The following is a 26,209-nucleotide window of genomic DNA, read 5'->3' as shown; positions in this document are numbered from 1 at the left end:
GCTCCGGACGATCTCGGTACAGGGGGCGCCCGGTCAGTGGATCACACCGGCGCCGGTACGGTCGGGCAGACGGCGCCACTTCTCCTGCACGACCACCTCGCGCAGCCGCCACCCGTCCGCCGTCCGCAACAGCGCGAAGGCGTACCGGCCGCCGCACACGAAGTCGGGCACGGTCGAGGCGCCGTCGCTCCCGGCGAGCCGCATCGGATTGACGTAGTCGGCCCGGACCCGCGCCGTGTCCCCGGTGTCCCGCTCCAGGAGCCCGAACCGGACCCGGCGGTTCACGATCAGGTGCTGACGCATCGAGAACAGCCCCAGGCTCTCCGCGAGCCAGTCGGCCACCTGCCCGGCGTCCCCCTCGATGCCGCCCGCCGAGCGGTAGTCGGCCCGCCCGTCCCGGGTGAACAGGCCGCGGTACGCCTCCCAGTCCCCGTCGTCCACCGCTCCCGCGTAGTCGGTGATCACTTCGTCCACGGCCAGTCGGTCCATTACGGTCGCCAGCTCCACACGCTGCGTCATCGGCTCAGTGTTGGGCACGGGGCCGATCCCGCCAAGGGGGCGTGCGGCCTTAGGCTGATCCATTTCGGCCCTTACCTCAGGAGGTACCCCATGACGCGTCCCGTCACGGTCGTCACCGGCGGCAGCCGGGGCATCGGCGCGGCGGTCTGTCTGCGGCTCGCGGCGGACGGTCACGACATCGCCCTCGGTTACGTCCGTGATGCCGAGGCCGCCGAGGAGGTGGCGGACGGTGTGCGCACGGCGGGCGGGCGCTGTGTCGCCGTACGGATGGACACCTCCGACGAGGCGGACGTGGAGCGCCTCTTCGAGACCGCCGAGACCCGGCTCGGGCCGGTGACGGGGCTGGTGAACAACGCCGCCGTGACCGGGTTGCTGGGCAGGCTGTCCGACACCGACACCGCCGTGCTGCGCCGGGTCGTCGAGGTCAACCTGCTGGGCGCGCTGCTGTGCGCGCGGCGGGCCGCGCAGCTGATGACGCCCCGGGGCGGCGGGGTGATCGTGAACATCTCGTCGGCCGCCGCCACGCTGGGCAGCCCCGGCGAGTACGTCCACTACGCCGCGACGAAGGCCGCCGTCGACGCCCTGACCGTGGGCCTGGCCAAGGAGCTGGGGCCGGACGGGGTCCGCGTCAACGCGGTCGCGCCGGGGACCATCGACACCGACATCCACGCCGCGATGGGCGCTCCGGACCGTGCCCAGCGGGCCGCGGCGCGGATTCCGCTGCGTCGGCCCGGGCAGCCCGAGGAGATCGCGGCGGCGGTGGCGTGGCTGATGTCGCCGGACGCGTCGTACGCGACGGGGGCGGTGCTGCGGGTGTCGGGCGGGATGTGAAGGTGACGGGGTCGGGTGACGGCACGGGGCGAGCGGGTCCGGTCAGGCCGCCTCGATGATCTCGCCGCGGATCGCCGCCGCCCACTCCACCACCAACAGCTCGTACTCCGCCCGCTCCTGGGGCGAGAGTCTGCCGCCCGCGCGCAGCCACAGGGCACGAATCATCTCGTTCACCTCGGCTGCGGAGCGCGGGGAGCCGTCCGTCGGGGGAGCGGGCGGCACGTCACCGGGCGTCAAGAACTCGGGGGACATGCGGGCAAGCCTAGGGGCAAGCACTGACACTGCGCTACCGGTCCACTACGCAACCGCGGGCGATCGGCCACCGCCCGCCCACGGCCGTCAGTGGGCGGATTCCCCGGCGTGCGGGCTGAGCACCCCGAAGGTCACCAGGATGACGAGGACGATGCCGAGTGCGATCCGGTACCAGACGAACGGCATGAAGCTCTTTGTGGAGATGAACTTCATGAACCACGCGATGACCGCGTATCCGGTCACGAAGGCGATCACCGTCGCGAAGACCGTCGGACCCCAGGAGACATGGCCGGTCTCCATCGCGTCCTTCAGCTCGAACAGGCCGGAGGCGAGCACCGCCGGGATCGCGAGCAGGAAGGAGTAGCGGGCCGCGGCCTCGCGCTTGTAGCCCATGAACAGGCCGCCGCTGATGGTCGCGCCGGAGCGGGAGACGCCGGGGATGAGGGCCGCCGCCTGGCAGAGGCCGAAGATCAGGCCGTCCTTGACGCCGAGGTCCTCGAGTTCCTTGCGGGCGCGTGGGGCGCGGTGGCGTCCGCCGGTCTCGTCGCGGGCCGCGAGCCGGTCGGCGACGCCGATGATGATGCCGACCACGATCAGCATCGTCGCGGTGATCCGCAGATCACGGAACGGCCCCTCGATCTGGTCCTTCAGCGTCACGCCGAGCACACCGATCGGGATCGACCCGACGATCACCAGCCAGCCCATCTGGGCGTCGTGGTCCTTGCGCCGCGCCTTGTCGTGCAGCGAGCGGGTCCACGCGGCGAGGATCCGGCCGATGTCCTTGCGGAAGTAGATCAGCACGGCCGCCTCGGTGCCGATCTGCGTGATCGCCGTGAAGGCGGCGCCCGGGTCCTCCCAGCCCGAGAAGGCCGCGGTGAGGCGCAGGTGGGCGCTGGAGGACACGGGGAGGAACTCGGTCAGCCCCTGGACGAGTCCGAGGATGAGTGATTCGAACCAAGACATGAAGTTACGGAGTCCAAGTGCCGATCGTGGAACGGACGATGGCCACACCGAGCGCCCGGATGCGGTGAACGGGGTTGCCGGAGGGCAGCGTAGCGCCCTTGGAAGTCGGGCCCGACACAGGGGTTTCGTAGGTGATCTACGCCCTGCCCGCGCGGGTCACGCCGCCGTCGGTCCCGTCACCGTCCAGCCGGGTACCTGCGGGTGGGAGGTGAGGTCCTCGTGGCGCACGGGGTCGCCGCAGGCGGTGCAGGTGACGACCGGGACGAGTTCGTTGCCGCACATGTGCTCCAGGACCATGGGGCGGTCGTCGTCCCCGCGCAGGTGCCGGTCGCCCCACGCCATGAGGGTGAGCAGGACGGGCTCCAGCTCGAGGCCCGCCCGGGTCGGCCGGTACTCGAAGCGCTGCGGGCGTTCGCTGTAGACGCGCTTGGTCAGGATCCCGGCGTCGACGAGGCGCCGCAGCCGGGTGGCGAGGATGTCGCGCGGGGCTCCGATGTTGCGCACCAGCTGGTCGAAGCGGCCGTTGCCGAGGCACACCTCCCGCAGCACGAGCAGGGAGTACTTCTCGCCCACGAGGGCCAGGGCGTCGGCGATGGAGCAGGGGCGCGGGTCTTTGCGGGCGGACTCTTTGCGGGCGGACTCTTTGCGCCCGGACTCTTTGCGGGCGGTCTCTCTTGGGGCGGGCATACCGCTCAGTCTAATGAGGGTTTGATTTTCCAACCCACAGGGCTAAGGTGAGTTCGGATTTCCTACTCACCGGTAGTCGTGCCGGTGATCGCCACGGCGGCCAAGGAGGCCCGCACATGCGTGACGCAGTGATCGTCGAAGCCGTACGCACCCCGATCGGCAAGGGCAAGCCGAACGGCTCCCTCGCGCACGTCCACCCCGTCGAACTCCTCGCCCACACCCTGCGCACCCTCGTCGAGCGCACCGGCGTCGACCCCGCGCTGATCGACGACGTCATAGGCGGCACCGTCGACCAGGTCGGCGAGCAGGCCATGAACACCACCCGGTACGCCGCCCTGGCGGCGGGCTTCCCCGAGTCCGTCCCGGCGACCACCGTGGACCGCCAGTGCGGCTCCTCCCAGCAGGCCGTCCACTTCGCCGCCCAGGGCGTCATCGCCGGGGCCTACGACCTGGTCGTGGCCTGCGGCGTCGAGTCGATGAGCCGGGTGCCGATGTGGTCGAACGTGCCGCCCGGCGCCGACCCCTTCGGCCCCGGTGTCGCCGAGCGCTACCCCGAGGGACTGGTCCCGCAGGGCATCAGCGCCGAGCTGATCGCCGCCAAGTGGTCGCTCACGCGCGAGCGGCTGGACGCCTTCGCCGTCGCCTCGCACCAGAAGGCCGCCGCCGCGTGGGACGCCGGGCTGTTCGACGCGGAGGTGGCACCCCTGGACGGCGTCGCGCGCGACGAGTGCGTACGGCCGGGCAGCAGCATGGAGACCCTCGCCGATCTGAAGCCCGCCTACTACGACCCGAACTTCGCCGAGCGCTTCCCGCAGATCGAGTGGAACGTCACCGCGGGCAACGCCAGCCCCATCAACGACGGCGCCTCCGCCGTGCTGATCACGTCCAGCGAGACCGCGGCCCGTCTCGGTCTGCGCCCGCTGGCCCGGCTGCACAGCTTCGCCGTCACCGGCTCCGACCCGCTGCTGATGCTCACCGGCGTCGTACCGGCCACCGAGAAGGTGCTGCGCAGGGCGTCCCTGGCCCTGGACGACATCGACCTGTTCGAGGTCAACGAGGCCTTCTCCAGCGTCGTCCTGGCCTGGCAGCAGGAGACCGGCGCCGATCTCGCCAAGGTCAACGTGCACGGCGGAGCCCTCGCGCTCGGCCATCCGCTGGGCGCCAGCGGCACCCGGCTGACCACCACCCTGGTGCACGCCCTGCACGAGCGCGGCGCCCGCTACGCCCTGCAGACCATGTGCGAGGCGGGCGGCCTCGCCAACGCGATGATCCTCGAGAACGTCTGAGCGGCCGTCAGCCGTCAGCCGTCAGCCGCCGGTCACCGGCCCCCGCAGCCGGTGCCGCTTGCGCCAGGCCAGCACGGCGCCCACCAGCGCCGGTACGGCGATGCAGGCCATGGCGATCAGGAAGGCGGGGGACGTCGGCGTCGAGGCACGGGCACCCGCGACGGCGTAGGCGGCGGTGTTCGGGATCGTGCCGAGCGCCGTCGCGAGCAGGAACGGCAGGATGCCCATGCGGGAGACGGCGGCGCAGTAGTTCGCCGCGACGAACGGCACCCCCGGGAACAGCCGCACCGCCAGCATCGACCGGAAGCCGTGCCTGCTGAGCTGCTCGTCCGCCGCCTTCAGCAACCGGCCCCGCAGCAGCGGACGCAGCGCGTCCTGCCCGAGGACCCGGCCCAGCCCGAAGGAGATCCCGGCCCCGAGCACGGTGCCCGCCACGGCCGCCCCCAGCCCCAGCTGGGAGCCGAACAGCGCGCCCGCCGCGAGGTTCAGCAGGGGCCGCGGCACGAACGCCACCGTGCACAGCCCGTACGCCACCGCGAACACCAGCGCCGCCGCGGCACCACCGAGCTGCGGCGGCCAGCCGTGCGCCAGCAGCCGCTGCGGTTCGAACAGCAGCACCGCCGTGGCGGCCCCGGCGAGCAGCGCGACCAGCAGCGAGAAGCGGGACCAGGGCGACATCAGCACCCGCACCAGGCGTGCGGCGGTGCCGACGGGCACGGCGACGGCCGCGGCCGGGGCGGTGGCCGGGGGAGGGGCCGTGGCGGTGCCGCCAGAGCGGGTGGAGGCATCGAGCATTCGGTGACAGTAACCGACCGATGTCCGTGATCGCCGTATGGTGCGTCTCACGACGGTCACAGGTGCCCGGGGGCCGCGCCGTGCGGCAGCGCGAAAACCATTCGACGCCGGGTCCCGCGTCGGCGATGATCGGCGTCATGTTCCGGCACGCCTTCCTCCTCGCAGCATCCGCCGTCGCGGATGCGCCGAAGGCTGCCGTTCCCGTCTTCCTGACAGCCGTCGACGGCGCCCGAAGCTGACCCTCTCCGGATCGTCCGGCGGACCCCGCAAGGGGAGGGTCGGCAAGTCCTTGGGGTCCCCGCTTCCTCCGCAGTGACTTCGAGGTACAGCCATGCCCAAGACGGCATACGTCCGCACCAAACCGCATCTCAACATCGGCACGATGGGCCATGTCGACCACGGCAAGACCACCCTGACCGCCGCCATCACCAAGGTCCTCGCCGAGCGCGGCTCCGGCACCTTCGTGCCCTTCGACCGCATCGACCGCGCCCCGGAGGAGTCGGCGCGGGGCATCACCATCAACATCGCGCACGTCGAGTACGAGACCGACACCCGCCACTACGCGCACGTCGACATGCCCGGTCACGCCGACTACGTCAAGAACATGGTCACCGGCGCCGCGCAGCTCGACGGGGCGATCCTCGTCGTCTCCGCGCTCGACGGGATCATGCCGCAGACCGCCGAACACGTGCTGCTCGCCCGGCAGGTGGGCGTCGACCACATCGTCGTCGCCCTGAACAAGGCCGACGCCGGGGACGAGGAGCTGACCGACCTGGTCGAGCTGGAGGTCCGCGACCTGCTCACCGCGCACGGCTACGGCGGCGACGCGGCGCCCGTCGTACGCGTCTCCGGGCTGAAGGCGCTGGAGGGCGACCCGAAGTGGACGGCCGCCATCGAGGCGCTGCTGGACGCGGTGGACACGTATGTGCCGATGCCCGAGCGGTACGTGGACGCGCCCTTCCTGCTACCGGTGGAGAACGTCCTCACCATCACCGGGCGCGGCACCGTCGTGACCGGCGCCGTCGAGCGCGGCACCGTACGCGTCGGCGACCGGGTCGACGTGCTCGGGGCCGGGCTGGAGACGGTCGTCACCGGTGTCGAGACCTTCGGCAAGCCGATGGACGAGGCCCAGGCCGGGGACAACGTGGCGCTGCTGCTGCGCGGCGTCGCCCGGGACGCGGTCCGGCGCGGGCACGTGGTCGCCGCGCCGGGGAGCGTGGAGCCGCGACAGCGCTTCACCGCGCAGGTGTACGTGCTGTCGGCGCGTGAGGGCGGGCGTACGACGCCGGTGTCCACCGGGTACCGGCCGCAGTTCTACATCCGCACGGCCGACGTGGTCGGTGACATCGACCTCGGTGAGACGGCCGTCGCCCGCCCCGGCGACACCGTCTCGCTGACGGTCGAGCTGGGCCGCCCGGTCCCGCTGGAGGCAGGTCTCGGCTTCGCCATCCGCGAGGGCGGCAGGACGGTCGGCGCGGGCACCGTCACGGAGGTGCTCTGAGCGGGCCGCCAAGGCACCCGCCGTACGAGGGCGTGCCCGGGCCGGAAACGGTCCGGGCACGCCCCGGCACAATGGGCGCGTGAGCGAGACCGAGCCGATCCCCGTCACCCGAGCCGTCGATCACGGCACCGCCAAGCTGCTGCCGGACGTCGACCGGGCGCGGGCGTGGCTGCTGACGGTGGACGGGGCGCCGCAGTCGTACGTGGACCTGGACGAGCCGACGCACCTGGAGTTCGAGTACGCGCGGCGGCTCGGGCACGTGCTGGACACCGTCGCGGAGCCGGGGCGGGCGCTGGACGTGCTGCACCTCGGCGGCGGGGCGCTCACCCTGCCCCGCTACCTGGCGGCGACGCGGCCCGGCTCCCGGCAGGACGTCGTGGAGGCCGACCGGGGTCTTCTCGCGCTGGTCGCCGAGCAGTTGCCGGTCCCGGACGGCAGCGGCATCGCGCTGCACGCCGCCGATGCCAGGGCCTGGCTGGAGAACGCGTCCGCCGACCTGGCCGACGTACTCGTCGCCGATGTCTTCGGGGGCTCGCGGGTGCCCGCGCATCTGACGTCCGTCGACTACGCGCGGGAGGCCGGGCGCGTGTTGCGGCCCGACGGGGTGTACCTGGCCAACCTCGCGGACGGGGCGCCGTTCGCGTTCCTGCGCTCCCAACTCGCCACCTTCGCCGAGGTCTTCGAGGAGCTGGCGCTGATCGCCGAGCCGGGCGTGCTGCGCGGGCGGCGCTTCGGCAACATGGTCCTGGTCGCCGCGCACCGCCCCCTGGACACCGCCGCCCTGGCCCGCCGCACCGCCTCCGACGCCTTCCCGGCCCGCGTCGAGCACGGCCCCGCACTGCGGGACCTCATCGCCGGGGCGCGGCCGGTCCGGGACGCGGACGCGGTGCCGTCGCCGGAGCCGCCCGAGGGGGCGTTCGGGGTGGGATGACGGACGGCCCCTAGGCCGACTCGGGGGCGCGCTCCACGGCCACGGCGGGTTCGGCGGACGTGACGTGCTTGCTGCGGCGGCGCAGGTTCCGTACCTCGGGCACGGTCAGCACCAGCGCGGTGACCAGCACGATCAGGGCCGAGCAGCCCCACAGGGCGCTGGTGCGGCCGAACGCGGTCTCGGCGGGGCCCGCCAGCGCGGTCGCCAGCGGTATCAGGGCGACCGAGCCGAACCAGTCGTACGCCGACACGCGCGAGAGCTTGTTCTCCGGGATCTCCTGGTGCAGGGCGGTCATCCAGGAGACGCCGAACACCTCCAGGGTCACCCCGGTGACGAACATCGCCGCACACAGCAGCTCGACCGACACCGGCACCGCGAGCGCCGCGGACGGCAGGGCGAGCGGGAAGACGCACAGCGTGCCCGCGAGCAGCAGTCGGCGGGGCTTCCAGCGCGTCATCAGCAGCGCGCCCGCCACCGTGCCCGCCCCGAAGAAGCCGAGGGCCAGCCCCCAGGGCCCCGCCCCGCCCAGATGGTCCCGGGCGACCAGGGGACCGTAGACCGCGTCGGCGGCACCGACGACGGCGTTGGCGATGGAGAACTGGACGACGACGCCCCACAGCCACGGACGGCCGGTGAACTCCCGCCAGCCTTCCCGCAGGTCGGACAGCAGGCCGCCGCCCGGCTCGCGCGGCGCTATGTGACTGACGTCGAGGAAGGACCGCAGCGCCCCGGCGGCGGCGAACGCCACCGCGTCGGCCGCCAGCACCCAGCCGGGACCCACGGCGGCGACCATCGCGCCGCCCAGCGCCGCGCCGCCGACCGCCGCGCCCTGCATCGCCATCCGGAACATCGCGAAGGCACGGCTGGCCTGCTCGCCCTGCACGGTGGAGAGCAGCATGCCCTCGGCCGCCGGGCTGAAGAACGCCTGCCCGGTGCCGCCGAGCGCGGTCAGCACCATCATCTGCCACAGCCGCGGCTCCCCGGTCAGCACCAGCACACCGAACAGGCCCTGGGAGACGCAGTTGAGGGCGTTGGCCGCGACCATCACCCGGTGCCGGGGCAGCCGGTCCGCGACCGCGCCGCCGATCAGCAGGAACACCACCAGCGGCAGGGTGCGGGCGGCGGCCACCAGACCCACGTCGCCGCCGTCGCCGCCCGCCTCGAGGACCGCGAACGCGGCGGCGATCAGCGCGCCGTGGCTGCCGAGGCTGGTGATGAACGCGGCGCCGGTCAGCAGGGTGTAGTTACGGCCCGCCCACTCGGGTCGGCGCAGGCGGCGTGGAGAGTCGGTGTTGGTGCTCACCGGCCGACTATCCCCGTCCCGGCCCCGACTTGCCAAACCCTCGCGCCGCTGTCAACGGCGGGAACCGGTCAGCCGCGCTCGGCTCAGCCGCCCGTGGGCTCCCCGTGCAGCCGTACCGTGCTGAGGATCTTCATGATGGTCTCCTTGGGCACCTCGTCCTTGACGCCCTTGGCCCCGTACCAGTTCCACGACACGAAGTCCCCGGCGGAGTTCTTGAAGCCGAAGGTGACCGCCTTGCCGTCGCTGGCGCACTTGCCCTTCTGCGGCGTGTCCTTCGACTCCGCCCACGCGAGGCTGCCCTCGACGCCCGCCTCGGTGGTGTACGGCGTGGCCTTCTCGTCGAAGGTGATGCTCTTCTTGTCGGGCTGGGTGTAGCCGCCGTAGACCCACCAGGCGACGGTGTTCACGGCGACCTCGTCGGTGCTCTTGGCGCCGCTGGCGCCCTTGGTGCCGGTCGCGGCGAGGTGGGTGTCGTCGGTCTGGCCGTCCTTGTCGTCGTCCTCGGTGCACCACTTCGACTTGTAGATGGCGGGCGCCGTCATCACGATGATCGGCTTGGCGTCGTCCGACTTGGGGTCCTCGAAGCCGATGGTCAGACCGGGGGACTGCACCTCCCAGTCGGCCGGTACGTCGAAGGCGGTGCCCCACTTGGGGTTCACCACGACCTTCCAGCCCTCGATGGTCGGCTTCAGGTCGTCGCCGCCGCGCGGGTTGTCCCCGGAGCCGGAGGCGGACTCGCTCGGCTCGGGGGACGGCGACGCCGACTGGCTCGCCTTCTTGTCGTCCTTGCCGCCGTCCGCCTGGTCGTCCTCGTCACCGCCGAGGACCAGGAAGCCGGTGACACCGGCGGCCACCACGACCGCCGTCGCGGCGATGATCGCGACCAGCTTCGTCCGGTTCCCGCCGCCACCTCCCCCGCCGCCGGGCTGCGCCTGCGGCGCCCCCACGGGTTGCGGCGTGCCCCACTGGGGCTGCTGCGCATACGGGTTGGGCTGCTGATATCCGGGCTGCTGGTACGGATTCGGCTGCTGGTACCCCGGCTGCTGGTAGGGATTGTTCTGCTGCGGGTTCTGCTCGCCCCCGGGCGGCTGCTGTCCTGGCCACATGTGCGGTAACCCTAGTGCCGTCCGGGACACGATTCGGTCACCGGCCCTTGTCAGGGACGTAGCAAATCCGATGAACGGCACCGCCGACCGCTCCGCCCGGTGACGTACGCGACCTGGCCGGTGTCTGGCCAGTGAAGGCTACTCGTGGGTAACCTGCGGCCATGAGCGCAGATCAGATGTCGATCGGCGAGTTGCTCGCCGCCACGGTGCCGATGGTCCGGACCCTGAACCTGGAGTACCTGGAGACCACCCCGGAGAAGGCCGTGCTGGCCCTGCCGGACCAGAGCGAGTACCGCAACCACGTCGGCGGGCCGCACGCGGGCGCCATGTTCACCCTGGGCGAGTCGGCGAGCGGCGCGATCGTCCTGGCCGCCTTCGGTGACCAGCTCTCCCGTGCCACCCCGCTGCCGGTACACGCCGAGATCGCGTTCAAGAAGATCGCCCTCGGTCCCGTGACCGCCACCGCGACGCTGGGCCGCCCCGCGGCCGAGGTGGTCGCCGAACTCGACGAGGGCAAGCGCCCCGAGTTCCCCGTGACCGTCGCCGTCCAGCGCGCGGATGGCGCCGTGACCAGTGAGATGACCGTCGTCTGGACGCTGCGGCCCAACGGCTGAGCCACCTGTCGTCCTCGTTCGCCGAAGGCCCGTACGGCATGGCCCGTACGGGCCTTCGTGCTGCCCTGGCCGGGGTGACCCATGGGCCCCGCCTGATGGTGTGTCAGGGCATCCCGGCGCATAGTGCCGGAAAGCGCACCCACGGTTCACCACGTCGTGCCCGCACACCCAAGGAGTGACGGCCCATGACCGATCCCGTCCCCCGGCGTTCCGCGCTGGCCCTGCTCGGCGGCGCCCTCACCGTCGCCGCGGCCACCGGCGCCCTCGCCGCCCCGGCGCACGCCCACGGCCGGGCGAACGCGGCCCACACCCGCCGCGTCGACAAGCTCCTCGCCCGGCTCACCCTCGACGAGAAGATCTCCCTGCTGCACGGCGCCACCGACCCCGCCCAGCTCGGCCAGGCGGGCTACGTTCCCGGAGTGAAACGCCTCGGCATCCCGCCGCTGCGCCTCGCCGACGGCCCCGCCGGAGTCCGCGTCACCGCCCACGCCACCGCCCTGCCCGCCCCCGTCCTGCTCGCCGCCGCCTTCGACCCCGCACTCGCCCGCCGCTACGGACAGGTCATCGGCCGCGAGGGCCGCGCCCTCGGCCAGGACGTGCTGCTCTCCCCGATGGTCAACCTCATCCGCACCCCGTACGCGGGCCGCAACTTCGAGACGTTCAGCGAGGACCCGCTGCTCGCCGCCGACCTGGTCGCCGCCGAGATCGAGGGCATCCAGGGCGAGGGCCTGATCGCCACGGTCAAGCACTACGCCCTCAACAACCAGGAGAAGGACCGCACCTCCATCGACGTGCGCGCCGACGAACGCACCCTGCACGAGACCGAACTGCGCGGCTTCGAGGCCGCCGTCACCACCGGCACCGGTGCCGTGATGGGCGCCTACAACAAGGTCGACGGCACCTACGCCTGCGAGAACAGCACCCTGCTGACCGCGATCCTCCGGGACCGCTGGAGCTTCGACGGCTGGGTGATGACCGACTGGTTCGCCGCGCACAGCACCGCCCCGTCGCTCACCGCCGGACTCGACATGGAGATGCCCGACGGCACGTACTTCGGTACGGCGCTCAAGACCGCCGTCCGCGACGGCAGCCTGCCCGAACGGTACGTCGACCGGGCGGTACGCCGGATCCTGGCCGTCATGGACCGCTTCGGGCTCCTCGACGGCAGCGCCCCCGCGCGCCCGGACCGGGACGCCCGCGCGGGCGCCGCCCTCGCCCGGGAGGTCGCCGAGGCGGGCGCCACCCTGCTGCGCAACGAGTCCGGCACCCTGCCCCTGACCGGCGGCGACAGCATCGCCGTCATCGGCCCGACCGGCGCGCGGCCCTTCGTCAGCGGCGGCGGCAGCGCCCATGTCGTCCCCGACCGGGCGACCAGCCCGCTGACCGAGATCCGCTCCCGCGCCGGAGACGGCACCCAGGTGGCGTACGCGCTCGGCGAGGACCTCTTCGGCAGACCGCTCCCCGCCCAGGCCCTCGACCCCGGCCTCGACAGCGAGGGCCAGGGCGTCGACGCCGGGCGGACCTGGACCTACGACGGCACGCTCACCGTCCCCGAGGACGACGAGTGGACGCTGGTCCTGCACTTCTCCGGTGATCCCCTCGCCCGCCCCGAGGTCCTCCTCGACGGCGAGGAACTCTTCCCCGTCGCCCCCCGGTTCGGCGAGTACTTCATGGGCGGCCTGGTCACGACCGCCCCCGACGGCCTCGCCGTGCGCCGCCGGACGCGCCGCCTCACCGCGGGCCCGCACCGGCTCCGGATCACCGCGAAGGGCGGGAAGGACGGGCTGCTGTTCCGGCTGCGCCGGATCACCAGTGCCACCCGCGCCAGCGACGTGGCCGAGGCGGTGCGCGCCGCACGGGCCGCCCGCCAGGTCGTACTGTTCGCCTACGAGGACGCCACCGAGGGCCTGGACCGCGCCACGATCGCGCTGCCGGGCAACCAGGAGCGGCTGATCGAGGCGGTGACGGCGGCCAACCCGCGCACCACCGTGGTCCTCAACACCTCGTCCGCGACCTCGATGCCCTGGCTGCGCCGCACCGGCGCGGTGCTCCAGATGTACTACCCCGGCCAGGAGGGCGCCGCCGCGACCGCCGCCGTCCTGTTCGGCGACCGCGACCCCGGCGGCCGTCTCACCCAGACGTTCCCCGCCGACGACGCCCACCATCCCACCGCCGCCGATCCACACCGCTACCCGGGCGTCGACGGCGTGCAGCGGTACTCGGAGGGCGTCCACGTCGGCCACCGCTGGTACGACCAGCGCGGCGTACGGCCGCTGTTCCCCTTCGGCCACGGGCTGTCGTACACCTCCTTCGCCTACGGCGAGCTGGCGGTGCGCCGGGAGGAGCGGGGGGTCGAGGTGTCCTTCACCGTGCACAACACCGGCGGGCGGGACGGGATCGCCGTACCGCAGGTGTACGTCGGACCCTCGCCGGAACTCCGGCTCGACCAGCCCGTACGGGCGCTCGGGGGCTACCGGCGGCTCGCGGTGCGGGCGGGGGAGCGGCGGCGGGTGACCGTGCGGGTGGCCGAGCGGACGCTGTCGTCCTGGGACCCACGGCGGCACGACTGGGTGCTGGGCACCGGGCGGCGCGCCGTGTGGGTGGGGGCGTCGTCGCGTGACCTGCGGCTACGGACGAGTGTGGAGATCGGGACGAGGTAGGCTGCCCCGGCGCACGCCCGCTCATGGGCGTGCGCCGGGAAACCGGTCCGTTCCGGTGGCCGGTATCCGGTCCGTTCCGGTGGCCGGTATCCGGTGCGTTCCGGTGGCCGGTATCCGGTCCGCTCCGGTGTCCGGTATGAGAGAGGAAGCGGCGTTGCACGTCCAGGAGTGGCTCGAAACGGTGCCCCCGCTCGCCATCTACCTTCTGGTGGGCCTGGTCATCGGCCTGGAGAGCCTGGGCATCCCGCTGCCCGGCGAGATCATCCTGGTCTCCTCGGCGCTGCTGGCCTCCCAGCACGGCGAGATCGACCCCGTGATCCTGGGCGCCTGCGCCACCACCGGCGCCATCGTCGGCGACTCGATCGGCTACGCCATCGGCCGCAAGGGCGGACGGCCGCTGCTCGCCTGGCTGGGCGGGAGGTTCCCGCGGCACTTCAGCGAGGCGCACATCGCCACCGCCGAGCGCTCCTTCCAGAAGTGGGGCATGTGGGCCGTCTTCTTCGGCCGCTTCGTCGCCCTGCTGCGCATCTTCGCGGGCCCGCTCGCGGGTGTCCTGCGGATGCCGTACTGGAAGTTCCTCACCGCCAACGTCCTCGGCGGCATCCTCTGGGCGGGCGGCACCACCGCGGTGATCTACTACGTCGGCGTGGTCGCCGAGGCCTGGCTGAAGCGCTTCTCCTGGCTGGGGCTGCTCCTGGCGGTCCTGGTGGGCCTGACCTCGATGCTGGTGCTCAGGCGGAAGGCGGCGAAGGTGGGGCGGGAGCCGGAACCGGAACCGGTGAACGCGGGTCAGTAGTCGCAGGAAGGGGCGCGGGGAACCGCGCGACCAGCCCCCACGCACCCGCCGACTGCGGTCATCCCCCGTGCACGCCCCGGTGCTCACCAGCCAGCGCCGCATACATCGTGCCGTTCAGCGAAACGCCCTCCCGCTCCTCCTCCGTCAGCTCCCGCTTCACCTTCGCCGGAACCCCCGCCACCAGCGACCCGGGCGGCACCCGCATCCCCTGCGGCACCAGCGCCTGCGCGGCGACCAGTGACCCCGCCCCGATCACCGCCCCGTTGAGCACCGTCGCGCCCATGCCGATCAGACAGTCGTCCTCGACGGTCGCGCCGTGCACCACCGCGTTGTGCCCGATGGAGACCCGTTCGCCGACGGTGACGGGGAAGCCGGGGTCGGCGTGCAGGGTGCAGTTGTCCTGGACGTTGCTGTTCGCGCCGACGGAGATCCGCTCGACGTCGCCGCGCAGCACCGCGCCGTACCAGACGCTTGCCCCGGCGTGCAGCGTGACGTCCCCGATCACCGAGGCGGTCGGGGCCACGAACGCCTCCGCGTCCACCTTCGGTTCCTTGCCGCCGATGCCCGTGATCAGCGCCTTGTGCGTCATCGTCGCCTCCTGGTCGGGTGATGTACGGCACCGTACCGGGCCCCGGTGGGGCGAAGATCACAGGGCTACGGCCGCCAGGGCGCACGGCGTGCTGAGTACCGTGAGCGGGTGCCGAAGCGCAAGAACACGTTCTCATCCTGGCGCCGCCGCCTCGCGCAGCGCGCCGTCCACGCGGGCTGGGCCTGGGTGCAGCGCACCGGCTCCGTCACCGCGGCGCACCCGGGACGCTTCCGCTTCGGCGCACTCGGCCACGGCACCCGCCTCGCCTTCCCGCTCGGCACGGTCTTCGGCGAACCCTGGATCCACCTCGGCGCCCACTGCATCGTCGGAGAGCAGGTCACCCTGACGGCCGGTCTGATGCCGGGCCTGGAACTGGGCCCCGAGCCGATCCTGCGCATCGGCGACGGCGTCGTCCTCGGCCGCGGCAGCCACGTCATCGCCGACACCACGGTCACCATCGGCAGCGACTGCTACTTCGGCCCGTACGTCTACGTCACCTCCACGAACCATTCCTACGACGATCCGCACCAGCCGATCGGCAAGCAGTGGCCCCGGATGGAACCGGTGGAGATCGGCCCCGGCTGCTGGATCGGCACCGGGGCGGTGATCCTGCCGGGGGCGCGGATCGGGCGGAACGTGGTGGTGGCCGCGGGTGCGGTGGTGCGCGGTGTGGTGCCCGACCACGCGGTGGTGGCGGGGGCGCCCGCCCGGGTCGTACGGCGCTGGACGGCGGCCGACGGCTGGCAGCCGCCGCTGCGGACTCCGGCGCCGGTGCCGATACCGGAGGGCGTCACCACGGAGCAGTTGATGGCGTTGGCGGACCTTGACGAGGAGTCGGCGGCCAGGTTGGCGCGGCTGGACGAGGAGTCGGCGGCGAGGCTGGGGCGGCTGGACGAGGAGTCGGCGGCGAGGCTGGCGCGGCTGGAGCTGGACGCCGAGTCCTGAAGCGGAGGGCGGGCTCTTGAATCAGCCCGCGGCCAGCAACAGCGTCCCCGCCAATGCCAGCCCTGCCCCCGTGGCCTGGACGGCCCGCAGCCGCTCCCTGAGGAAACCGCGGGCGGCCAGCGCCGTCACCACCGGGTAGAGCGAGGCGAGTACGGCCGCCACGGTGACCGGACCGTGCTGTGCGGCGATGGAGTACGTGCCGTTCGCCGCCACGTCGGCGAGGCCGACGAAGGCCAGCGCGGGCAGCGACGCCCACGGGAAGCCGCCCTCGGGCAGCGCGGGGGCGCCGCGCCGGACGGAGACGAACAGGGCGGCACCACCCACGGCGACATTGACGACGCGCTGCACGAACAGGGCGAGGAACAGGCCGGTGAGGGTCGTCGACGCCTCCGCGATCAGCGCGAACACCGTGCCGAAGCCGAGCGCGGCGACCAGGGTGAGAAGGATCGTCTGCCGCTGCACCGCCGCGCCCCTCAGCTGTGGGCCGCCCGCCAGGACGACGCCGCCGACGGCGACCGCGATGCCCGCGACCTGGACCGGACCGGGGCGTTCGCCGAGGAGGAGACCGACGCCGACCGGGACGGCGACACTCAGCGTGGCGAGCGGGGAGACCACGCCCATCGGGCCCTGCGCGAGCGCCTTGTAGAAGGCGAGCAGCGCGACCGGCCCCACCAGCCCCGCCCCGACGGCGAACCAGAGCCGGGGCCCGGCCTCGCCCCAGCCGCCGGTGGCCGCCACGATCACTCCGAGGACGGCCCCCGCGATCGCCTGCGACACGACGACCACCGTGAGCGCCGGGGTGCGCCTGGTGAGCAGCCCGCCGCCGAAGTCGGCCAGCCCCCAGAGCAGGCTGGTGGCCAGGGCGAAGAGTGCTGTCACGGGTAGCCTCGCAGTACAGTTCGGTGCACGATCGGGTGCACCACACCGTAGTGCACTGCGATGAACTAAGCCATCCAAAATAATGAACCAGGCTATTGGACGTGATGTGTCGGACCTCGACCTGCTGACCCAGTCCCTGGCGCGCAACGTCAAACGTTGGCGCACCGAGCGCGGATTCACCCTCGACACCTTCGCCGCCCGGGCCGGGGTCAGCCGCGGCATGCTCATCCAGATCGAGCAGGCCCGCACCAACCCCAGCCTCGGCACGGTCGTCAAGATCGGCGACGCCCTCGGCGTCAGCATCACCACCCTGCTCGACTACGAACAGGGGCCCAAGGTGCGGATCGTCCCGGCCGACCAGGTGGTACGGCTGTGGCACACCGACGCGGGCAGCTACAGCCGCCTCCTCGCGGGCGCGGAGGCGCCGGGGCCGCTGGAGATGTGGGACTGGCGGCTGATGCCGGGCGAGGGCAGTTCCTCCGACCCACACCCCACCGGCACCGTCGAACTCGTCCATGTCACGGTGGGCGAACTGACCCTCACCGTAGACGGCGCCGACCACCTCGTCCCCGCCGGTGCCAGCGCCTCCTTCGAGGGCGACGTCCCGCACACCTACGCCAACCAGGGCGACGTACCGATGGAGATGGTGCTCGCCGTCTCGGTCCCGCCCGTGCACTGAGACGCCCCGCGGGCCGCCGCCGAGCTGCTGTTACCGTGCGGCCATGCGTGCACCCATCGGAGACTTCGACACGGCCGTTACGGCCCCCGACGCCCTCGACGAGCTGACCGGCCCGGTCGCCGACGCCGTACGCCACTGGCGCGGCAGCGTCCCCGCCGAGCAGATCGTCTACGTCGAGACCGACCCGCAGTGGGCCGACACCGCCGTCTTCGTCGAGCACTACGGCAGGGAACTGCTGGAGCAGTCCGCGAACTGCGTGGTCGTGGCGGGCAAGCGGGGCGGCGAGACCACGCTCGCCGCCTGCGTGGTGCTCTCCACCACCCGCGTTGACGTCAACAACGCCGTCCGCCGCCAACTCGGCGCCCGCAAGGCCTCCTTCGCCCCGATGGACACGGCCACGGGGGAGACCGGCATGGAGTACGGCGGCATCACCCCGATCGGCCTGCCCGAGGGCTGGCCGATCCTCGTCGACTCCGCCGTGGTCGACCTGCCGTACGTCCTGGTCGGCAGTGGCCGACGGCGCGGGAAGCTGCTGGTGCCGGGGAAGGTGTTCGCGGAGCTGCCGGGAGCGGTGGTGCTGGAGGGGCTGGGCATCGCCTGAATCCGCTCGCGCTGGCCCTCCCTGCTCTGCGTGAGCGTGGTGGGCCAGTTGCTCTGCGTGAGCTTCGTGGGCCAGTTGCTCTGCGTGGGCATGGTGGGTCAGTGCTACGCGTGAGCGTGGTGGGCCAGCGTCAGATGAGGGTCCGTCTCGCCGGGTACCGGTGCCGGGTCCGCGTGCACCAGCGCCGCGGTGAGGCCGGGGACCGCGTGCAGCAGGGCGTGTTCCGCGTCGACGGCGATGGCGTGGGCCCGCCGCACGGTCGCGTCGCCGTCCACCACCACCGCCACCTCGGCGCGCAGCCGGTGCCCGATCCAGCGCAGCCGCAGCTCACTCACCCCGCGCACCCCGGCGACCTCGTGCAGCGCCCGTTCGGCCCGGTCCACCAGGGCCGGGTCAACGGCGTCCAGCACCCGCCGGAAGACCTCGCGCGCCGCGTCCCGGAGGACCAGGAGGATCGCGGCCGTGATCGCCAGTCCCACGATCGGGTCGGCGAGCTGCCAGCCCAGCGCCGAGCCGCCCGCGCCCAGCAGGACGGCCAGTGAGGTGAACCCGTCGGTGCGGGCGTGCAGTCCGTCCGCGACCAGCGCCGCCGAGCCGATCGACCGGCCCACCCGGATCCGGTAACGGGCCACCCACTCGTTCCCCGCGAAACCGACCAGCGCGGCCACCGCCACGGCCGGAACGTGCTGCACCGGACGCGGATCGAACAGCCGCTCGACCGCCATCCATCCGGCGAAGGCGGCGGACGCCGCGATGGTCAGCACGATCACCAGGCCCGCCAGATCCTCGGCACGCCCGTAGCCGTAGGTGAACCGACGGGTCGCCGCCCGTCTGCCCAGCACGAAGGCGATGCCCAGGGGTACGGCGGTCAGCGCGTCCGCGGCGTTGTGCACCGTGTCCCCGAGCAGCGCCACCGACCCCGAGGCCGCCACGACGACCGCCTGTGCCAGGGCCGTCGCTCCCAGCACCGCCAGCGAGACCCACAGGGCACGGATGCCGCGGGCCGAGGACTCCAGGGCGTGGTCGACCTTGTCGGCGGTCTGGTGGGAGTGGGGCCGGAGGAGGTGGGAGAGGCGGTGGCGGAGGGTGTGGTGATGATGCCGGTGTTCGCTCACGGGGTTTCCCTTCCACGGTGCGGGCGCTGGACGCCTCACGCCCATGGGACCATTATGTGCGTATGAGCGCACGCATGCACCTATCACCTGCGACCGATGCGCACCCGCGCACCCCCGGCGAGGAGCAGTTCGCGCTCGCCGCGGAACTCCTCGCCCTCCTCGGCGACCGCACCCGGCTCACCCTGCTGCACGCCCTGACCGACGGGGAGGCCGATGTCACCACGCTCACCGAGGTCTGCGGGGCGGCGCGGCCCGCGGTCAGCCAGCATCTGGCGCGGCTGCGGCTCGCGGGACTGGTCGACACCCGCAAGGAGGGGCGGCGGGTCGTCTACTCACTGCGCGACGGGCATCTGCGCAGGCTGGTGGACGAGGCGCTGAAGGTCGCGGACCACCGGATCGCGGACCGGCCCGTGCACGACTGACCCCAGGGCATCAGTACCGACCACTGCCCGCAGGACATCAGTACTGACCACTGCCCCAGGACGTCAGCACTGACCACTACCCGCAGGGCATCAGTACTGACCACTGCCCGCAGGACATCAGTACCGCTCGGCCGTCCCCAGATACTGCTCCGCGAACGCGGCGGCGGCCACCGGCGAGGTGAACAGCCGACGTAGCCGGGCCGCCGTGGTGCCCGCGCGGAACGCGTCCCCCGCCGCGGCGCCGTGGTACACCTCGGACAGCCACTGCGAGAACTCCTGGTAGTCCCACACCCGCCGCAGACTCGCCCGCTCATAGCCGTCGAGCCCGCGCGGGTCGCCCTGGGTGAACCGCGCGACGAGGGCGTCCGCGAGCAGGAAGGCGTCGTGCAGCGCGAGGTTCATGCCCTTCGCGGCGATGGGCGCGACCAGGTGCGCGGCGTCACCGGCCAGGAAAAGGCGTCCGTACGTCATCGGCTCGACGACGTAGTCATGCATGTCCAGCACCCGCCTCTCGATCAGCGCGCCCTCCGTGAGCGGTGGCTGACCGGCGGCGGCGAGCCGGGTCCGCAGTTCCCTCCAGACCCGGTCATGCGGCCAGTTCTCCGGGTCGTCGCCCGGCGGGCACTGGAGGTAGTAGCGGGTGACCTCGGGGCTGCGGGGCATGTGCCCGGCGAACCCGCGCGGGTGGCAGCCGAACAGCACACAGTCGGAGGACGGCGGTGCCTCGGCGAGCAGGGCCAGCCAGCCGATGCCGTAGTCATGGCGCGCGACCCGGGCCCGCTCCGGCGGCAGCGCGGCCCGCGTCACGCCGCGCGCCCCGTCGCAGCCCGCCACGAACTCGCAGTGCAGCACCTGGCGTTCACCCGTCTCCGGGCTGGTGTACGACACCGAGGGCCGGTCGGTGTCCAGGTCGTGCGGGTGGACATCCCGCACGCCGAACCTGATGTCGCCGCCGCGTACGTCGGCGTACTCCCGCACGAGGTCCGTGACCAGCAGGGGCTGCGGGTAGACGAAGTGATGGCGTCCGGTGAGCTGGTGGTAGGGGAAGCGGTAGCGCTCCCCGTCGAAGCGGAACTCGCACGCGGTGTGCCGCTCCGCCCGCGCCAGCAGATTGTCCGCCAGCCCGTGCCGCTCCAGGCCGCGTACGGCCCACTCCTCCAGCACCCCCGCGCGGGGCCGCCGCTCGATGGACTCCCGGCTCTCCGTCTCCAGCACCACACAGTCGACGGACGCGGCCCGCAGCAGATTGCCGAGGGTGAGACCGGCGGGCCCGGCGCCCACGATGACGACCGGAAGCCTGTGCGGAGAAGGGGAGTTGGGGGTGACGGTCACCCGAGCATTATGGGGCGGCGGACGCCCTCGCGCGGTGGGATCAGCCCAGCCGGGGGATCTCGATCGCCGGACAGCGGTCCATCACCATGTCGAGGCCCGCCGCGCGGGTGCGCTCGTACGCCGCCTCGTCCACCACGCCGAGCTGGAACCACACCGCTCTGGCACCCTTGGCGACCGCCTCGTCCGCCACCGCGCCCGCGAGGTCGCTGTTGACGAAGACGTCCACCACGTCCACCTCGAAGGGGATGTCGGCCAGTGAGGCGTACCCCTGCTCGCCGTGCACCGTCTCGGCCTTGGGGTGGACCGGCACCACCCGCTTGCCGAAGCGCTGGAGCACCTCCGCGACGCCGTACGCCGCGCGTGACCGGTTCGAGGACAGGCCCACCACGGCCCATGTGTCACCGGACTCGGTGAGGATCCTGCGGATCGTCTCTGCGTCGCCGTACACCTCTCGGCCCCCTTCGGCCATGCCGTGCCTTGTCGTCCCGTCGCCGGGCTCGCTGGACGGAAACCGTCCCGCACCCCGACAACGGCCGACGGCCCGCGAAGATTCCCGGGCGGAAACCGCGCCGCCGCGTGCCGAACCCCCGCCACATGCTGCGCCCGGCCGCCCGCCCGCCTACGCTCGCCACGTGTTGCGCATCATCGACGCCCGAACCGGCGAAGTCGTCGAGGCCGCCCCCGCCCGCCGCGGTCTGACCCGGGTCGAGGCCCATGCCCCGGGCTTCGGCACCACCGCCCTGCGGGTGCTGCTCGTGGCCGACCTGCTCGTGCGCGCCCTGGAACTCGGCGGCACTCCCGTATGGGCACTGCTCAGCGGCGACCGGGACCACGCGGAACTCCGGGCGGGCGCCGCGGCCCTCGGCATCCGTCCCTTCGAGGACACCCGGGACGTCGGCGGCCCCGGCCTGGGCGAGACCCAGGTCCTCCATGTGGCCGCCGAGGACGGCACCGCGCCCGACGGCGGTGTCCGGGTCGCCGTGGCCCCCGTGGAACCGGTGGCGGGCGCGGCGGCCGGGGACGACCCCGCGGTCCTGCGGTTCGCCCTGCTGGCCCGCCGCAGGGACGTCCCGGTACGGCTCGACGCCGCCACCCTGGACGAGGCCCGGGACACCCTCGCCGACTGGCGGCGCGCCGTCGCCGCGTGGGCGCGCGAGCCGTCGCGGCCGATCCCCGACGAGGTGCGCGCCGACCTCAGGGCCGCCTGGGAGGACAACCTGGACCTCCCCGCGGTGCTCCGGGTCCTGCACCGGGTGCGCACCGAGCCCGACCTGCCGCACGGCGCCCGCTTCGAGACCTTCGCCTACGCCGACCGGCTGCTCGGCGTCGACCTCACCCGCGACCTGGGATCCCCCGCGTGATCGAACGGGCGGGAGCGGGCCCGCTGCACCGCCTGGTCGTGCTCCGTCACGCCAAGTCCGCCTGGCCGGACGACGTCGCCGACCACGAACGCCCGCTCGCCCCGCGCGGGCGCCGCGACGCGCCCGCCGCGGGCCGCGCCCTCGCCGAGGCGGACTGCCTGCCCGACCTCGCCCTGTGCTCCACCGCCCTGCGCGCCCGCCAGACCTGGGAACTGGCCGCCGCCCAATGGGGCACACCCCCGCCGGTGCGCCACGACCCCCGGCTGTACGCCGCCACCGCGTCCGCCCTGCTCGCCGCCGTGCACGAGACACCGCCCGAGGTCGGCACCCTGCTCCTCGTCGGACACAACCCGGGCCTGGAGGAACTGGTCCTCACCCTGGCCGGGGACGCCCTCGCCGACGCCCTGGACCGCCTCCGGACGAAGTTCCCCACCTCGGCCCTGGCCTTCCTGTCCTGGTACGGCACCACCTGGGAGGCCCTCACCCCGGGCACGGCGCTCCTGACGGGGCTGTCGGTGCCCCGGGGCAAGAAGAAGCGCGCGTAGGGGCTCCGCCGGGTGCCGGAGCCGCAGCGCATAGGCTGGCCGGATGCAGGACGAGTACCGCACGGTCGCCCGCGCGGGTGTGCACGAAACCGAGGTCAACCGCTCCCGCTTCCTGTGCGCCCTCGCCCCGGCGGCCACCGAGCGCGAGGCCCAGGACTTCATCGCCGCCGTGCGCAAGGAGCACGCGGACGCCACCCACAACTGCTGGGCCTACGTCGTCGGCGCCGACGCCTCCGTCCAGAAGGCCAGCGACGACGGCGAGCCCGGCGGCACCGCGGGCGTCCCGATGCTCCAGATGCTGCTGCGCCGCGACATGCGGTACGTCGTCGCCGTGGTCACCCGCTACTACGGCGGCGTCAAGCTCGGCGCGGGCGGCCTCATCCGGGCCTACGGCGGAGCGGTCGGCGAGGCACTCGACACGCTTGGCACCCTCACCCGCCGCCGCTTCCGCCTCGCCACCGTGACCGTCGACCACCAGCGCGCCGGAAAGCTCCAGAACGACCTCCACGCCACCGGCCGCGAGGTCCGCGACGTGCGCTACGGGGAGTCCGTCACGATCGACATCGGCCTGCCCGACGCCGACGTACCGGCCTTCAGGGCGTGGCTCGCGAACGCGACCGCAGGGACAGCCGGGTTCGAACTGGGCGGGGAGGCGTACGGGGACGCGTGACGGCGCGGTTCCCGGTAGTGCGCGGACATGCGACGGGTGAATTGCCTCAATTGGGGCATTTTGAGCCCCACGGCCGTCCCCACCCCCGAATCATGACGGGGCGATACGGGAGTGACCGCCCGTGATGTCAGACCCGGCCGTTGATCTCGGGGATCATGCGATCCACAGGCTCGTGAGGTACTCCCGGACCCAGTCAGTCCCCGGGTGGAGGTACGGGAGCTACTTCCTCCAGCACGCCGTCCGGGTCCATGACCCAGCTTCCGCTCTCGACGCCGTACACCCTCTGGTCCTTGAGCCACTTCCAGGACATGTGCTGCAGGATCTGGTTGGGCTTTCGTTCCCAGACCGGGTTGTGGTCCCAGCCCTCGACACGGAACATCAGCTTGTCGGCGCCCGGGATCCCTTCGTAGAGCTTCGGAACGGAGAAGTGCAGCACGTCCCCCATCTCCTCCGGGGTGTTGGCCGTTCTGTCCTCGTCTCCGTAGACGATGCACACCGGCACGGCGTTGCCGAGCGCGGAGCCGTGCGGGACGGTGCTCGTGTTCCAGCCCCACCAATAGGTGTTGCGCCACCGCATGACGCCCTCGGGTGCCCCCGGGGTCGAGCCGCCCCACTTCTGGCCGATGCTGTCGCAGTCCATGACGGCCTGCCACACGTCGTCGGCCAGATCCTTGTCAGGGATGACGGCGTGGAATGCCGCCTTACTGGTCAGGTTCATCGGGAAGCCGAATACCGCCGCGGGCTCGGACACGGCCTCATCGGGAAGGGGTGTTCCGGGAGGCGGAGCGAAGGGGTCGGAAGGGTTCTTCGACCATCGGCCCTTCGGGGGGAACATGGGCGCGAGAAGGAACATGCTCGCCACGTGCTCGGGATTCTGCAGCGCGTACGGGCCCATGACGAACGCGGCCGCGGACCAGCCGATGAATGCGACCTTCTCGTTGTCGCACCGCTTCCTGATGAACTTGACGACTGTTCCCAGCTCGCCCCATTCGCTCTTGGAATTCCCCAGCTGAGACTTGTAGTTCGCTGTCGAGTCGCAGTCCTCCGTGCCGGGATTGGTCTTCAGGAGGCCCCGCTGGGCCGGAGCCGGGTTGGCGTTGCACGGGTCGTGCATTTCCGGGCGAGGGGAGAGCCCGGATCCCTGGAGGTCCATGATGTAGACGTCGTAGCCCTTGCTGGCCAGGGTCTGCGCCCAGCTGTAGCTCGCGTCCGGGTGCGGGGAGCCGCCCTGCGCGGGGCGCACGAGGTCAAAGCACGGCAGGGCCGGAACGCTCCTGCCGTGGAGCATGAGGACCGGCTTGCGGGTGCCCCCGGATCCGTCGGCCTTGTATTCCCGTACAAAAAGCTCGATCTCGGTGCCGGAATTCGCCGGGATGGTCGATTTGTGCTTGACCCTGTGGTTGACGGGAGTCATATGCGGCATGGTTGCCTCCGATGGCTGGCGACCCTGATCGTGGCTGGATATATCGACTCGGCGTTCGGGGAGCTGGCCTTGCGAGAGAGCCGACCGCACGCACGTCGGCGCCGATACTCCGTCGGGACGCAGCGTGGTAGGGGCCCGGGCGCTCGTGGACGGCTGGTCGTAGTCATGACTGGTTGCTGCTCCCGTTGGGTGGGCTCAGTCGTGAATAGGCCTTGGTGGCGGCCGAGGCACCACAAGGCAGGTCAGCCCCAGCGAAGGAGGTGAACGCGTGGAGTGATGTGTGACGTCTAGAGCGTCTCGCTGCATATTGCGCATACCGCGCTTGAGCAGTCTCAGGGACCATTCTATCCGTGCGGAGGAGCCTCGCATCCCGGGCGGTCGGCCAGAATCTTGTTTTAATTCATCGTGAAACAGTCCGGTGGATAAAGCCTCGCCGGTTTTCCTGGCCTGGCTGTGTCGTTGGGGAGAACACGCCACTGAAGCTGTCCTGCAGGCCAGATTGCTCAACGCGGTTGAGACGCGATGCGGCACGAGTGCGACGCCAGCAGGTCAGGCCTCCGGCAACTTGCCGAGGAGCCGCCATTGCACGACGACTCCGCGAAATGCTCGCACGGTTCATCCATGCCTTCGACGCATCGCGGATGGCCTCAGAGCCGAGCGGACTATCCCTCAAGCGGCAGACACGGCGTGCCCCGCTCCGGCGAACGAGGTCAGCCCGGCCGTGCTGGCGTGCGCCAGGACACGCGTGGAGGATGGAGACGCGGTGCTCCGGGTAGCGGCTGCGCAGGATACGCACGGCTGCGGTCAAGGCGAAGGCAGGGCCCAACTCGTCTGACTGGGGCGCCTTGTAGTACTTCCCGGGGCGCGTACCTTCGGGCGACAGCCACAGAAGGGAACCCTTCCTGGCCTGCAGGGCCTGGATGCGTCGGGGAGCGGGTCGAGTCCCTCCTTACGACGCAGTTCGAATGGCCCCTCTTTGGCGGTCCGGCCCTCCATCTTGGCTTCATTGACCTGCCGCTGATGCTTCCTCCAGCGCTTCTTGTCCTCGGCGACCGCGGCCTTCTCGACGATTCCCACCAGGGCCAGTTTTGATAGGGCAGGGGCGTTCACCTGCTGTACGAGCCGTTCCAATACTTCAGTTGCACTGGGCCTGTCCTCCACGATGTCCGGCACAGCTCCCCGTCCTGGCGCGACATTCGACGTCAAGAGCGTGCGACAGGCTCTCCGTACCTCGCGGACCGCCTTTCGGGGATTGGCCGAATTGAATCTGTCCGCGCCAGACAGGTAGGGCATCCCCCTGGTGCCCAGGGGACTGGTGGGGAGGCAACCTCCTATGCGGAGTCCTCACATGGACATTTCCACTGTGCGTGATGGCTGATGTGGGATCGCGATGTGAGGTCAGTG

General features: G+C 72.1%; 28 protein-coding genes. 15 read left to right on the top strand and 13 right to left on the bottom strand.

Annotation, left to right across the window (positions count from 1 at the left end):
- Positions 1-33: 33 nt before the first annotated feature.
- Positions 34-519: a nuclear transport factor 2 family protein gene (locus ACFVQG_RS03650; RefSeq protein ID WP_383376365.1), complete on the bottom strand. Its 486-nt coding sequence runs from the start codon at positions 517-519 to the stop codon at positions 34-36.
- 90 nt (positions 520-609) lie between these two features.
- Between ACFVQG_RS03650 and ACFVQG_RS03645 the strand changes: the two genes are divergently transcribed.
- Positions 610-1,350, top strand: a complete 741-nt coding sequence (locus ACFVQG_RS03645; RefSeq protein WP_383376363.1) for an SDR family NAD(P)-dependent oxidoreductase — start codon at positions 610-612, stop codon at positions 1,348-1,350.
- Positions 1,351-1,392: 42 nt separating this feature from the next.
- Here ACFVQG_RS03645 and ACFVQG_RS03640 read toward each other — a convergent pair whose 3' ends face one another.
- The 3 genes from ACFVQG_RS03640 to ACFVQG_RS03630 form a co-directional block, all read right to left on the bottom strand.
- Positions 1,393-1,602 carry a hypothetical protein gene (locus ACFVQG_RS03640; protein ID WP_383376361.1) on the bottom strand — a complete coding sequence of 70 codons (210 nt, stop codon included), beginning with the start codon at positions 1,600-1,602 and terminating at the stop codon, positions 1,393-1,395.
- Positions 1,603-1,689: 87 nt separating this feature from the next.
- Positions 1,690-2,565 (bottom strand): undecaprenyl-diphosphate phosphatase, encoded by an 876-nt coding sequence (locus ACFVQG_RS03635; protein WP_383376359.1) that lies wholly within the window; start codon positions 2,563-2,565, stop codon positions 1,690-1,692.
- 156 nt (positions 2,566-2,721) lie between these two features.
- Positions 2,722-3,252 carry a winged helix-turn-helix transcriptional regulator gene (locus tag ACFVQG_RS03630; protein ID WP_383376356.1) on the bottom strand — a complete coding sequence of 177 codons (531 nt, stop codon included), beginning with the start codon at positions 3,250-3,252 and terminating at the stop codon, positions 2,722-2,724.
- A gap of 116 nt (positions 3,253-3,368) precedes the next feature.
- On the opposite strand from ACFVQG_RS03630, the gene ACFVQG_RS03625 reads away from it, so the two are divergent.
- Entirely contained in the window at positions 3,369-4,538 is a 1,170-nt protein-coding gene (locus tag ACFVQG_RS03625) for a thiolase family protein (RefSeq protein WP_383376354.1), read from the top strand.
- A gap of 21 nt (positions 4,539-4,559) precedes the next feature.
- Here ACFVQG_RS03625 and ACFVQG_RS03620 read toward each other — a convergent pair whose 3' ends face one another.
- Positions 4,560-5,333, bottom strand: a complete 774-nt coding sequence (locus ACFVQG_RS03620) for a TVP38/TMEM64 family protein (RefSeq protein ID WP_383376352.1) — start codon at positions 5,331-5,333, stop codon at positions 4,560-4,562.
- 20 nt (positions 5,334-5,353) lie between these two features.
- On the opposite strand from ACFVQG_RS03620, the gene ACFVQG_RS03615 reads away from it, so the two are divergent.
- The 3 genes from ACFVQG_RS03615 to ACFVQG_RS03605 all read left to right on the top strand — a co-directional run bounded on the left by ACFVQG_RS03615 (position 5,354) and on the right by ACFVQG_RS03605 (position 7,765).
- Positions 5,354-5,572, top strand: a complete 219-nt coding sequence (locus tag ACFVQG_RS03615) for a hypothetical protein (protein ID WP_383376536.1) — start codon at positions 5,354-5,356, stop codon at positions 5,570-5,572.
- Positions 5,573-5,664: 92 nt separating this feature from the next.
- Positions 5,665-6,834, top strand: coding sequence for an elongation factor Tu (gene tuf, locus ACFVQG_RS03610; protein ID WP_383376350.1), 1,170 nt, complete (start codon positions 5,665-5,667; stop codon positions 6,832-6,834).
- A gap of 79 nt (positions 6,835-6,913) precedes the next feature.
- Positions 6,914-7,765: a spermidine synthase gene (locus ACFVQG_RS03605; protein WP_383376348.1), complete on the top strand. Its 852-nt coding sequence runs from the start codon at positions 6,914-6,916 to the stop codon at positions 7,763-7,765.
- A 10-nt stretch (positions 7,766-7,775) separates the two neighbouring features.
- Here ACFVQG_RS03605 and ACFVQG_RS03600 read toward each other — a convergent pair whose 3' ends face one another.
- Together ACFVQG_RS03600 and ACFVQG_RS03595 are read right to left on the bottom strand one after the other, a co-directional pair.
- Complete coding sequence (locus ACFVQG_RS03600) at positions 7,776-9,068, bottom strand: MFS transporter (protein WP_383376346.1); 1,293 nt, start codon at positions 9,066-9,068, stop codon at positions 7,776-7,778.
- A gap of 83 nt (positions 9,069-9,151) precedes the next feature.
- Positions 9,152-10,174 carry a hypothetical protein gene (locus ACFVQG_RS03595; protein WP_383376344.1) on the bottom strand — a complete coding sequence of 341 codons (1,023 nt, stop codon included), beginning with the start codon at positions 10,172-10,174 and terminating at the stop codon, positions 9,152-9,154.
- A gap of 176 nt (positions 10,175-10,350) precedes the next feature.
- On the opposite strand from ACFVQG_RS03595, the gene ACFVQG_RS03590 reads away from it, so the two are divergent.
- From ACFVQG_RS03590 to ACFVQG_RS03580, 3 genes are all read left to right on the top strand, one after another.
- A complete protein-coding gene (locus ACFVQG_RS03590) occupies positions 10,351-10,788 on the top strand; it encodes a DUF4442 domain-containing protein (protein WP_383376532.1) in 438 nt (145 codons plus the stop codon).
- A gap of 185 nt (positions 10,789-10,973) precedes the next feature.
- Positions 10,974-13,448 (top strand): beta-glucosidase, encoded by a 2,475-nt coding sequence (locus tag ACFVQG_RS03585; RefSeq protein WP_383376342.1) that lies wholly within the window; start codon positions 10,974-10,976, stop codon positions 13,446-13,448.
- Positions 13,449-13,602: 154 nt separating this feature from the next.
- A complete protein-coding gene (locus tag ACFVQG_RS03580; protein WP_383376531.1) occupies positions 13,603-14,244 on the top strand; it encodes a DedA family protein in 642 nt (213 codons plus the stop codon).
- A gap of 58 nt (positions 14,245-14,302) precedes the next feature.
- Here the strand turns inward: ACFVQG_RS03580 and ACFVQG_RS03575 are convergent, their stop codons facing one another.
- On the bottom strand, positions 14,303-14,833 hold the full coding sequence (locus ACFVQG_RS03575; RefSeq protein ID WP_383376340.1) for a gamma carbonic anhydrase family protein: 531 nt from the start codon (positions 14,831-14,833) through the stop codon (positions 14,303-14,305).
- 108 nt (positions 14,834-14,941) lie between these two features.
- Between ACFVQG_RS03575 and ACFVQG_RS03570 the strand changes: the two genes are divergently transcribed.
- A complete protein-coding gene (locus ACFVQG_RS03570) occupies positions 14,942-15,778 on the top strand; it encodes an acyltransferase (RefSeq protein ID WP_383376338.1) in 837 nt (278 codons plus the stop codon).
- 21 nt (positions 15,779-15,799) lie between these two features.
- Here the strand turns inward: ACFVQG_RS03570 and ACFVQG_RS03565 are convergent, their stop codons facing one another.
- A complete protein-coding gene (locus ACFVQG_RS03565) occupies positions 15,800-16,657 on the bottom strand; it encodes an EamA family transporter (RefSeq protein WP_383376336.1) in 858 nt (285 codons plus the stop codon).
- A gap of 106 nt (positions 16,658-16,763) precedes the next feature.
- Here ACFVQG_RS03565 and ACFVQG_RS03560 point away from each other — a divergent pair, with 106 nt between their 5' ends.
- Together ACFVQG_RS03560 and ACFVQG_RS03555 are read left to right on the top strand one after the other, a co-directional pair.
- Positions 16,764-17,336 carry a helix-turn-helix domain-containing protein gene (locus ACFVQG_RS03560; RefSeq protein ID WP_383376334.1) on the top strand — a complete coding sequence of 191 codons (573 nt, stop codon included), beginning with the start codon at positions 16,764-16,766 and terminating at the stop codon, positions 17,334-17,336.
- Between the two features lie 43 nt (positions 17,337-17,379).
- A complete protein-coding gene (locus tag ACFVQG_RS03555; RefSeq protein ID WP_383376332.1) occupies positions 17,380-17,937 on the top strand; it encodes a YbaK/EbsC family protein in 558 nt (185 codons plus the stop codon).
- Between the two features lie 104 nt (positions 17,938-18,041).
- Here ACFVQG_RS03555 and ACFVQG_RS03550 read toward each other — a convergent pair whose 3' ends face one another.
- The gene (locus ACFVQG_RS03550; RefSeq protein ID WP_383376330.1) at positions 18,042-19,097 is read right to left on the bottom strand and encodes a cation diffusion facilitator family transporter; all 1,056 of its coding nucleotides are present in this window, start codon (positions 19,095-19,097) and stop codon (positions 18,042-18,044) included.
- Between the two features lie 17 nt (positions 19,098-19,114).
- Between ACFVQG_RS03550 and ACFVQG_RS03545 the strand changes: the two genes are divergently transcribed.
- Complete coding sequence (locus ACFVQG_RS03545; protein ID WP_383376327.1) at positions 19,115-19,474, top strand: ArsR/SmtB family transcription factor; 360 nt, start codon at positions 19,115-19,117, stop codon at positions 19,472-19,474.
- Between the two features lie 117 nt (positions 19,475-19,591).
- Here ACFVQG_RS03545 and ACFVQG_RS03540 read toward each other — a convergent pair whose 3' ends face one another.
- The gene (locus ACFVQG_RS03540; protein WP_383376325.1) at positions 19,592-20,806 is read right to left on the bottom strand and encodes a 4-hydroxybenzoate 3-monooxygenase; all 1,215 of its coding nucleotides are present in this window, start codon (positions 20,804-20,806) and stop codon (positions 19,592-19,594) included.
- A gap of 40 nt (positions 20,807-20,846) precedes the next feature.
- A complete protein-coding gene (locus ACFVQG_RS03535; RefSeq protein WP_383376323.1) occupies positions 20,847-21,254 on the bottom strand; it encodes a CoA-binding protein in 408 nt (135 codons plus the stop codon).
- 184 nt (positions 21,255-21,438) lie between these two features.
- Between ACFVQG_RS03535 and ACFVQG_RS03530 the strand changes: the two genes are divergently transcribed.
- Genes ACFVQG_RS03530 through ACFVQG_RS03520 form a run of 3 tightly spaced genes read left to right on the top strand, consistent with a single transcriptional unit; the run spans position 21,439 to position 23,382 of the window.
- Complete coding sequence (locus ACFVQG_RS03530; RefSeq protein WP_383376321.1) at positions 21,439-22,167, top strand: hypothetical protein; 729 nt, start codon at positions 21,439-21,441, stop codon at positions 22,165-22,167.
- On the top strand, positions 22,164-22,712 hold the full coding sequence (locus ACFVQG_RS03525; RefSeq protein WP_383376319.1) for a SixA phosphatase family protein: 549 nt from the start codon (positions 22,164-22,166) through the stop codon (positions 22,710-22,712). Before ACFVQG_RS03530 ends, ACFVQG_RS03525 begins: the two co-directional genes overlap by 4 nt.
- A 43-nt stretch (positions 22,713-22,755) precedes the next feature.
- Positions 22,756-23,382 (top strand): YigZ family protein, encoded by a 627-nt coding sequence (locus ACFVQG_RS03520; protein WP_383376317.1) that lies wholly within the window; start codon positions 22,756-22,758, stop codon positions 23,380-23,382.
- A 193-nt stretch (positions 23,383-23,575) separates the two neighbouring features.
- On the opposite strand, the gene ACFVQG_RS03515 is transcribed toward ACFVQG_RS03520, so the two are convergent.
- Complete coding sequence (locus ACFVQG_RS03515) at positions 23,576-24,796, bottom strand: alpha/beta hydrolase (RefSeq protein ID WP_383376316.1); 1,221 nt, start codon at positions 24,794-24,796, stop codon at positions 23,576-23,578.
- Between the last annotated feature and the right edge of the window lie 1,413 nt (positions 24,797-26,209).

It is taken from the genome of Streptomyces sp. NPDC057877 (genome assembly GCF_042796855.1).
In the GTDB taxonomy this organism is placed as follows: Bacteria; Actinomycetota; Actinomycetes; order Streptomycetales; family Streptomycetaceae; genus Streptomyces.
This window is presented reverse-complemented; position numbering and strand designations above follow the sequence as displayed.

Excerpts from the sequence above, each read along its gene's own strand:
- ACFVQG_RS03650 (WP_383376365.1), bottom strand. The coding sequence starts at position 519 with ATGACGCAGCGTGTGGAGCTGGCGACCGTAATGGACCGACTGGCCGTG.
- ACFVQG_RS03645 (WP_383376363.1), top strand. The coding sequence starts at position 610 with ATGACGCGTCCCGTCACGGTCGTCACCGGCGGCAGCCGGGGCATCGGC.
- ACFVQG_RS03640 (WP_383376361.1), bottom strand. The coding sequence starts at position 1,602 with ATGTCCCCCGAGTTCTTGACGCCCGGTGACGTGCCGCCCGCTCCCCCG.
- ACFVQG_RS03635 (WP_383376359.1), bottom strand. The coding sequence starts at position 2,565 with ATGTCTTGGTTCGAATCACTCATCCTCGGACTCGTCCAGGGGCTGACC.
- ACFVQG_RS03630 (WP_383376356.1), bottom strand. The coding sequence starts at position 3,252 with ATGCCCGCCCCAAGAGAGACCGCCCGCAAAGAGTCCGGGCGCAAAGAG.
- ACFVQG_RS03625 (WP_383376354.1), top strand. The coding sequence starts at position 3,369 with ATGCGTGACGCAGTGATCGTCGAAGCCGTACGCACCCCGATCGGCAAG.
- ACFVQG_RS03620 (WP_383376352.1), bottom strand. The coding sequence starts at position 5,333 with ATGCTCGATGCCTCCACCCGCTCTGGCGGCACCGCCACGGCCCCTCCC.
- ACFVQG_RS03615 (WP_383376536.1), top strand. The coding sequence starts at position 5,354 with ATGTCCGTGATCGCCGTATGGTGCGTCTCACGACGGTCACAGGTGCCC.
- tuf (WP_383376350.1), top strand. The coding sequence starts at position 5,665 with ATGCCCAAGACGGCATACGTCCGCACCAAACCGCATCTCAACATCGGC.
- ACFVQG_RS03595 (WP_383376344.1), bottom strand. The coding sequence starts at position 10,174 with ATGTGGCCAGGACAGCAGCCGCCCGGGGGCGAGCAGAACCCGCAGCAG.
- ACFVQG_RS03590 (WP_383376532.1), top strand. The coding sequence starts at position 10,351 with ATGTCGATCGGCGAGTTGCTCGCCGCCACGGTGCCGATGGTCCGGACC.
- ACFVQG_RS03585 (WP_383376342.1), top strand. The coding sequence starts at position 10,974 with ATGACCGATCCCGTCCCCCGGCGTTCCGCGCTGGCCCTGCTCGGCGGC.
- ACFVQG_RS03575 (WP_383376340.1), bottom strand. The coding sequence starts at position 14,833 with ATGACGCACAAGGCGCTGATCACGGGCATCGGCGGCAAGGAACCGAAG.
- ACFVQG_RS03555 (WP_383376332.1), top strand. The coding sequence starts at position 17,380 with ATGCGTGCACCCATCGGAGACTTCGACACGGCCGTTACGGCCCCCGAC.
- ACFVQG_RS03550 (WP_383376330.1), bottom strand. The coding sequence starts at position 19,097 with ATGGGCGTGAGGCGTCCAGCGCCCGCACCGTGGAAGGGAAACCCCGTG.
- ACFVQG_RS03545 (WP_383376327.1), top strand. The coding sequence starts at position 19,115 with ATGAGCGCACGCATGCACCTATCACCTGCGACCGATGCGCACCCGCGC.
- ACFVQG_RS03520 (WP_383376317.1), top strand. The coding sequence starts at position 22,756 with ATGCAGGACGAGTACCGCACGGTCGCCCGCGCGGGTGTGCACGAAACC.
- ACFVQG_RS03515 (WP_383376316.1), bottom strand. The coding sequence starts at position 24,796 with ATGACTCCCGTCAACCACAGGGTCAAGCACAAATCGACCATCCCGGCG.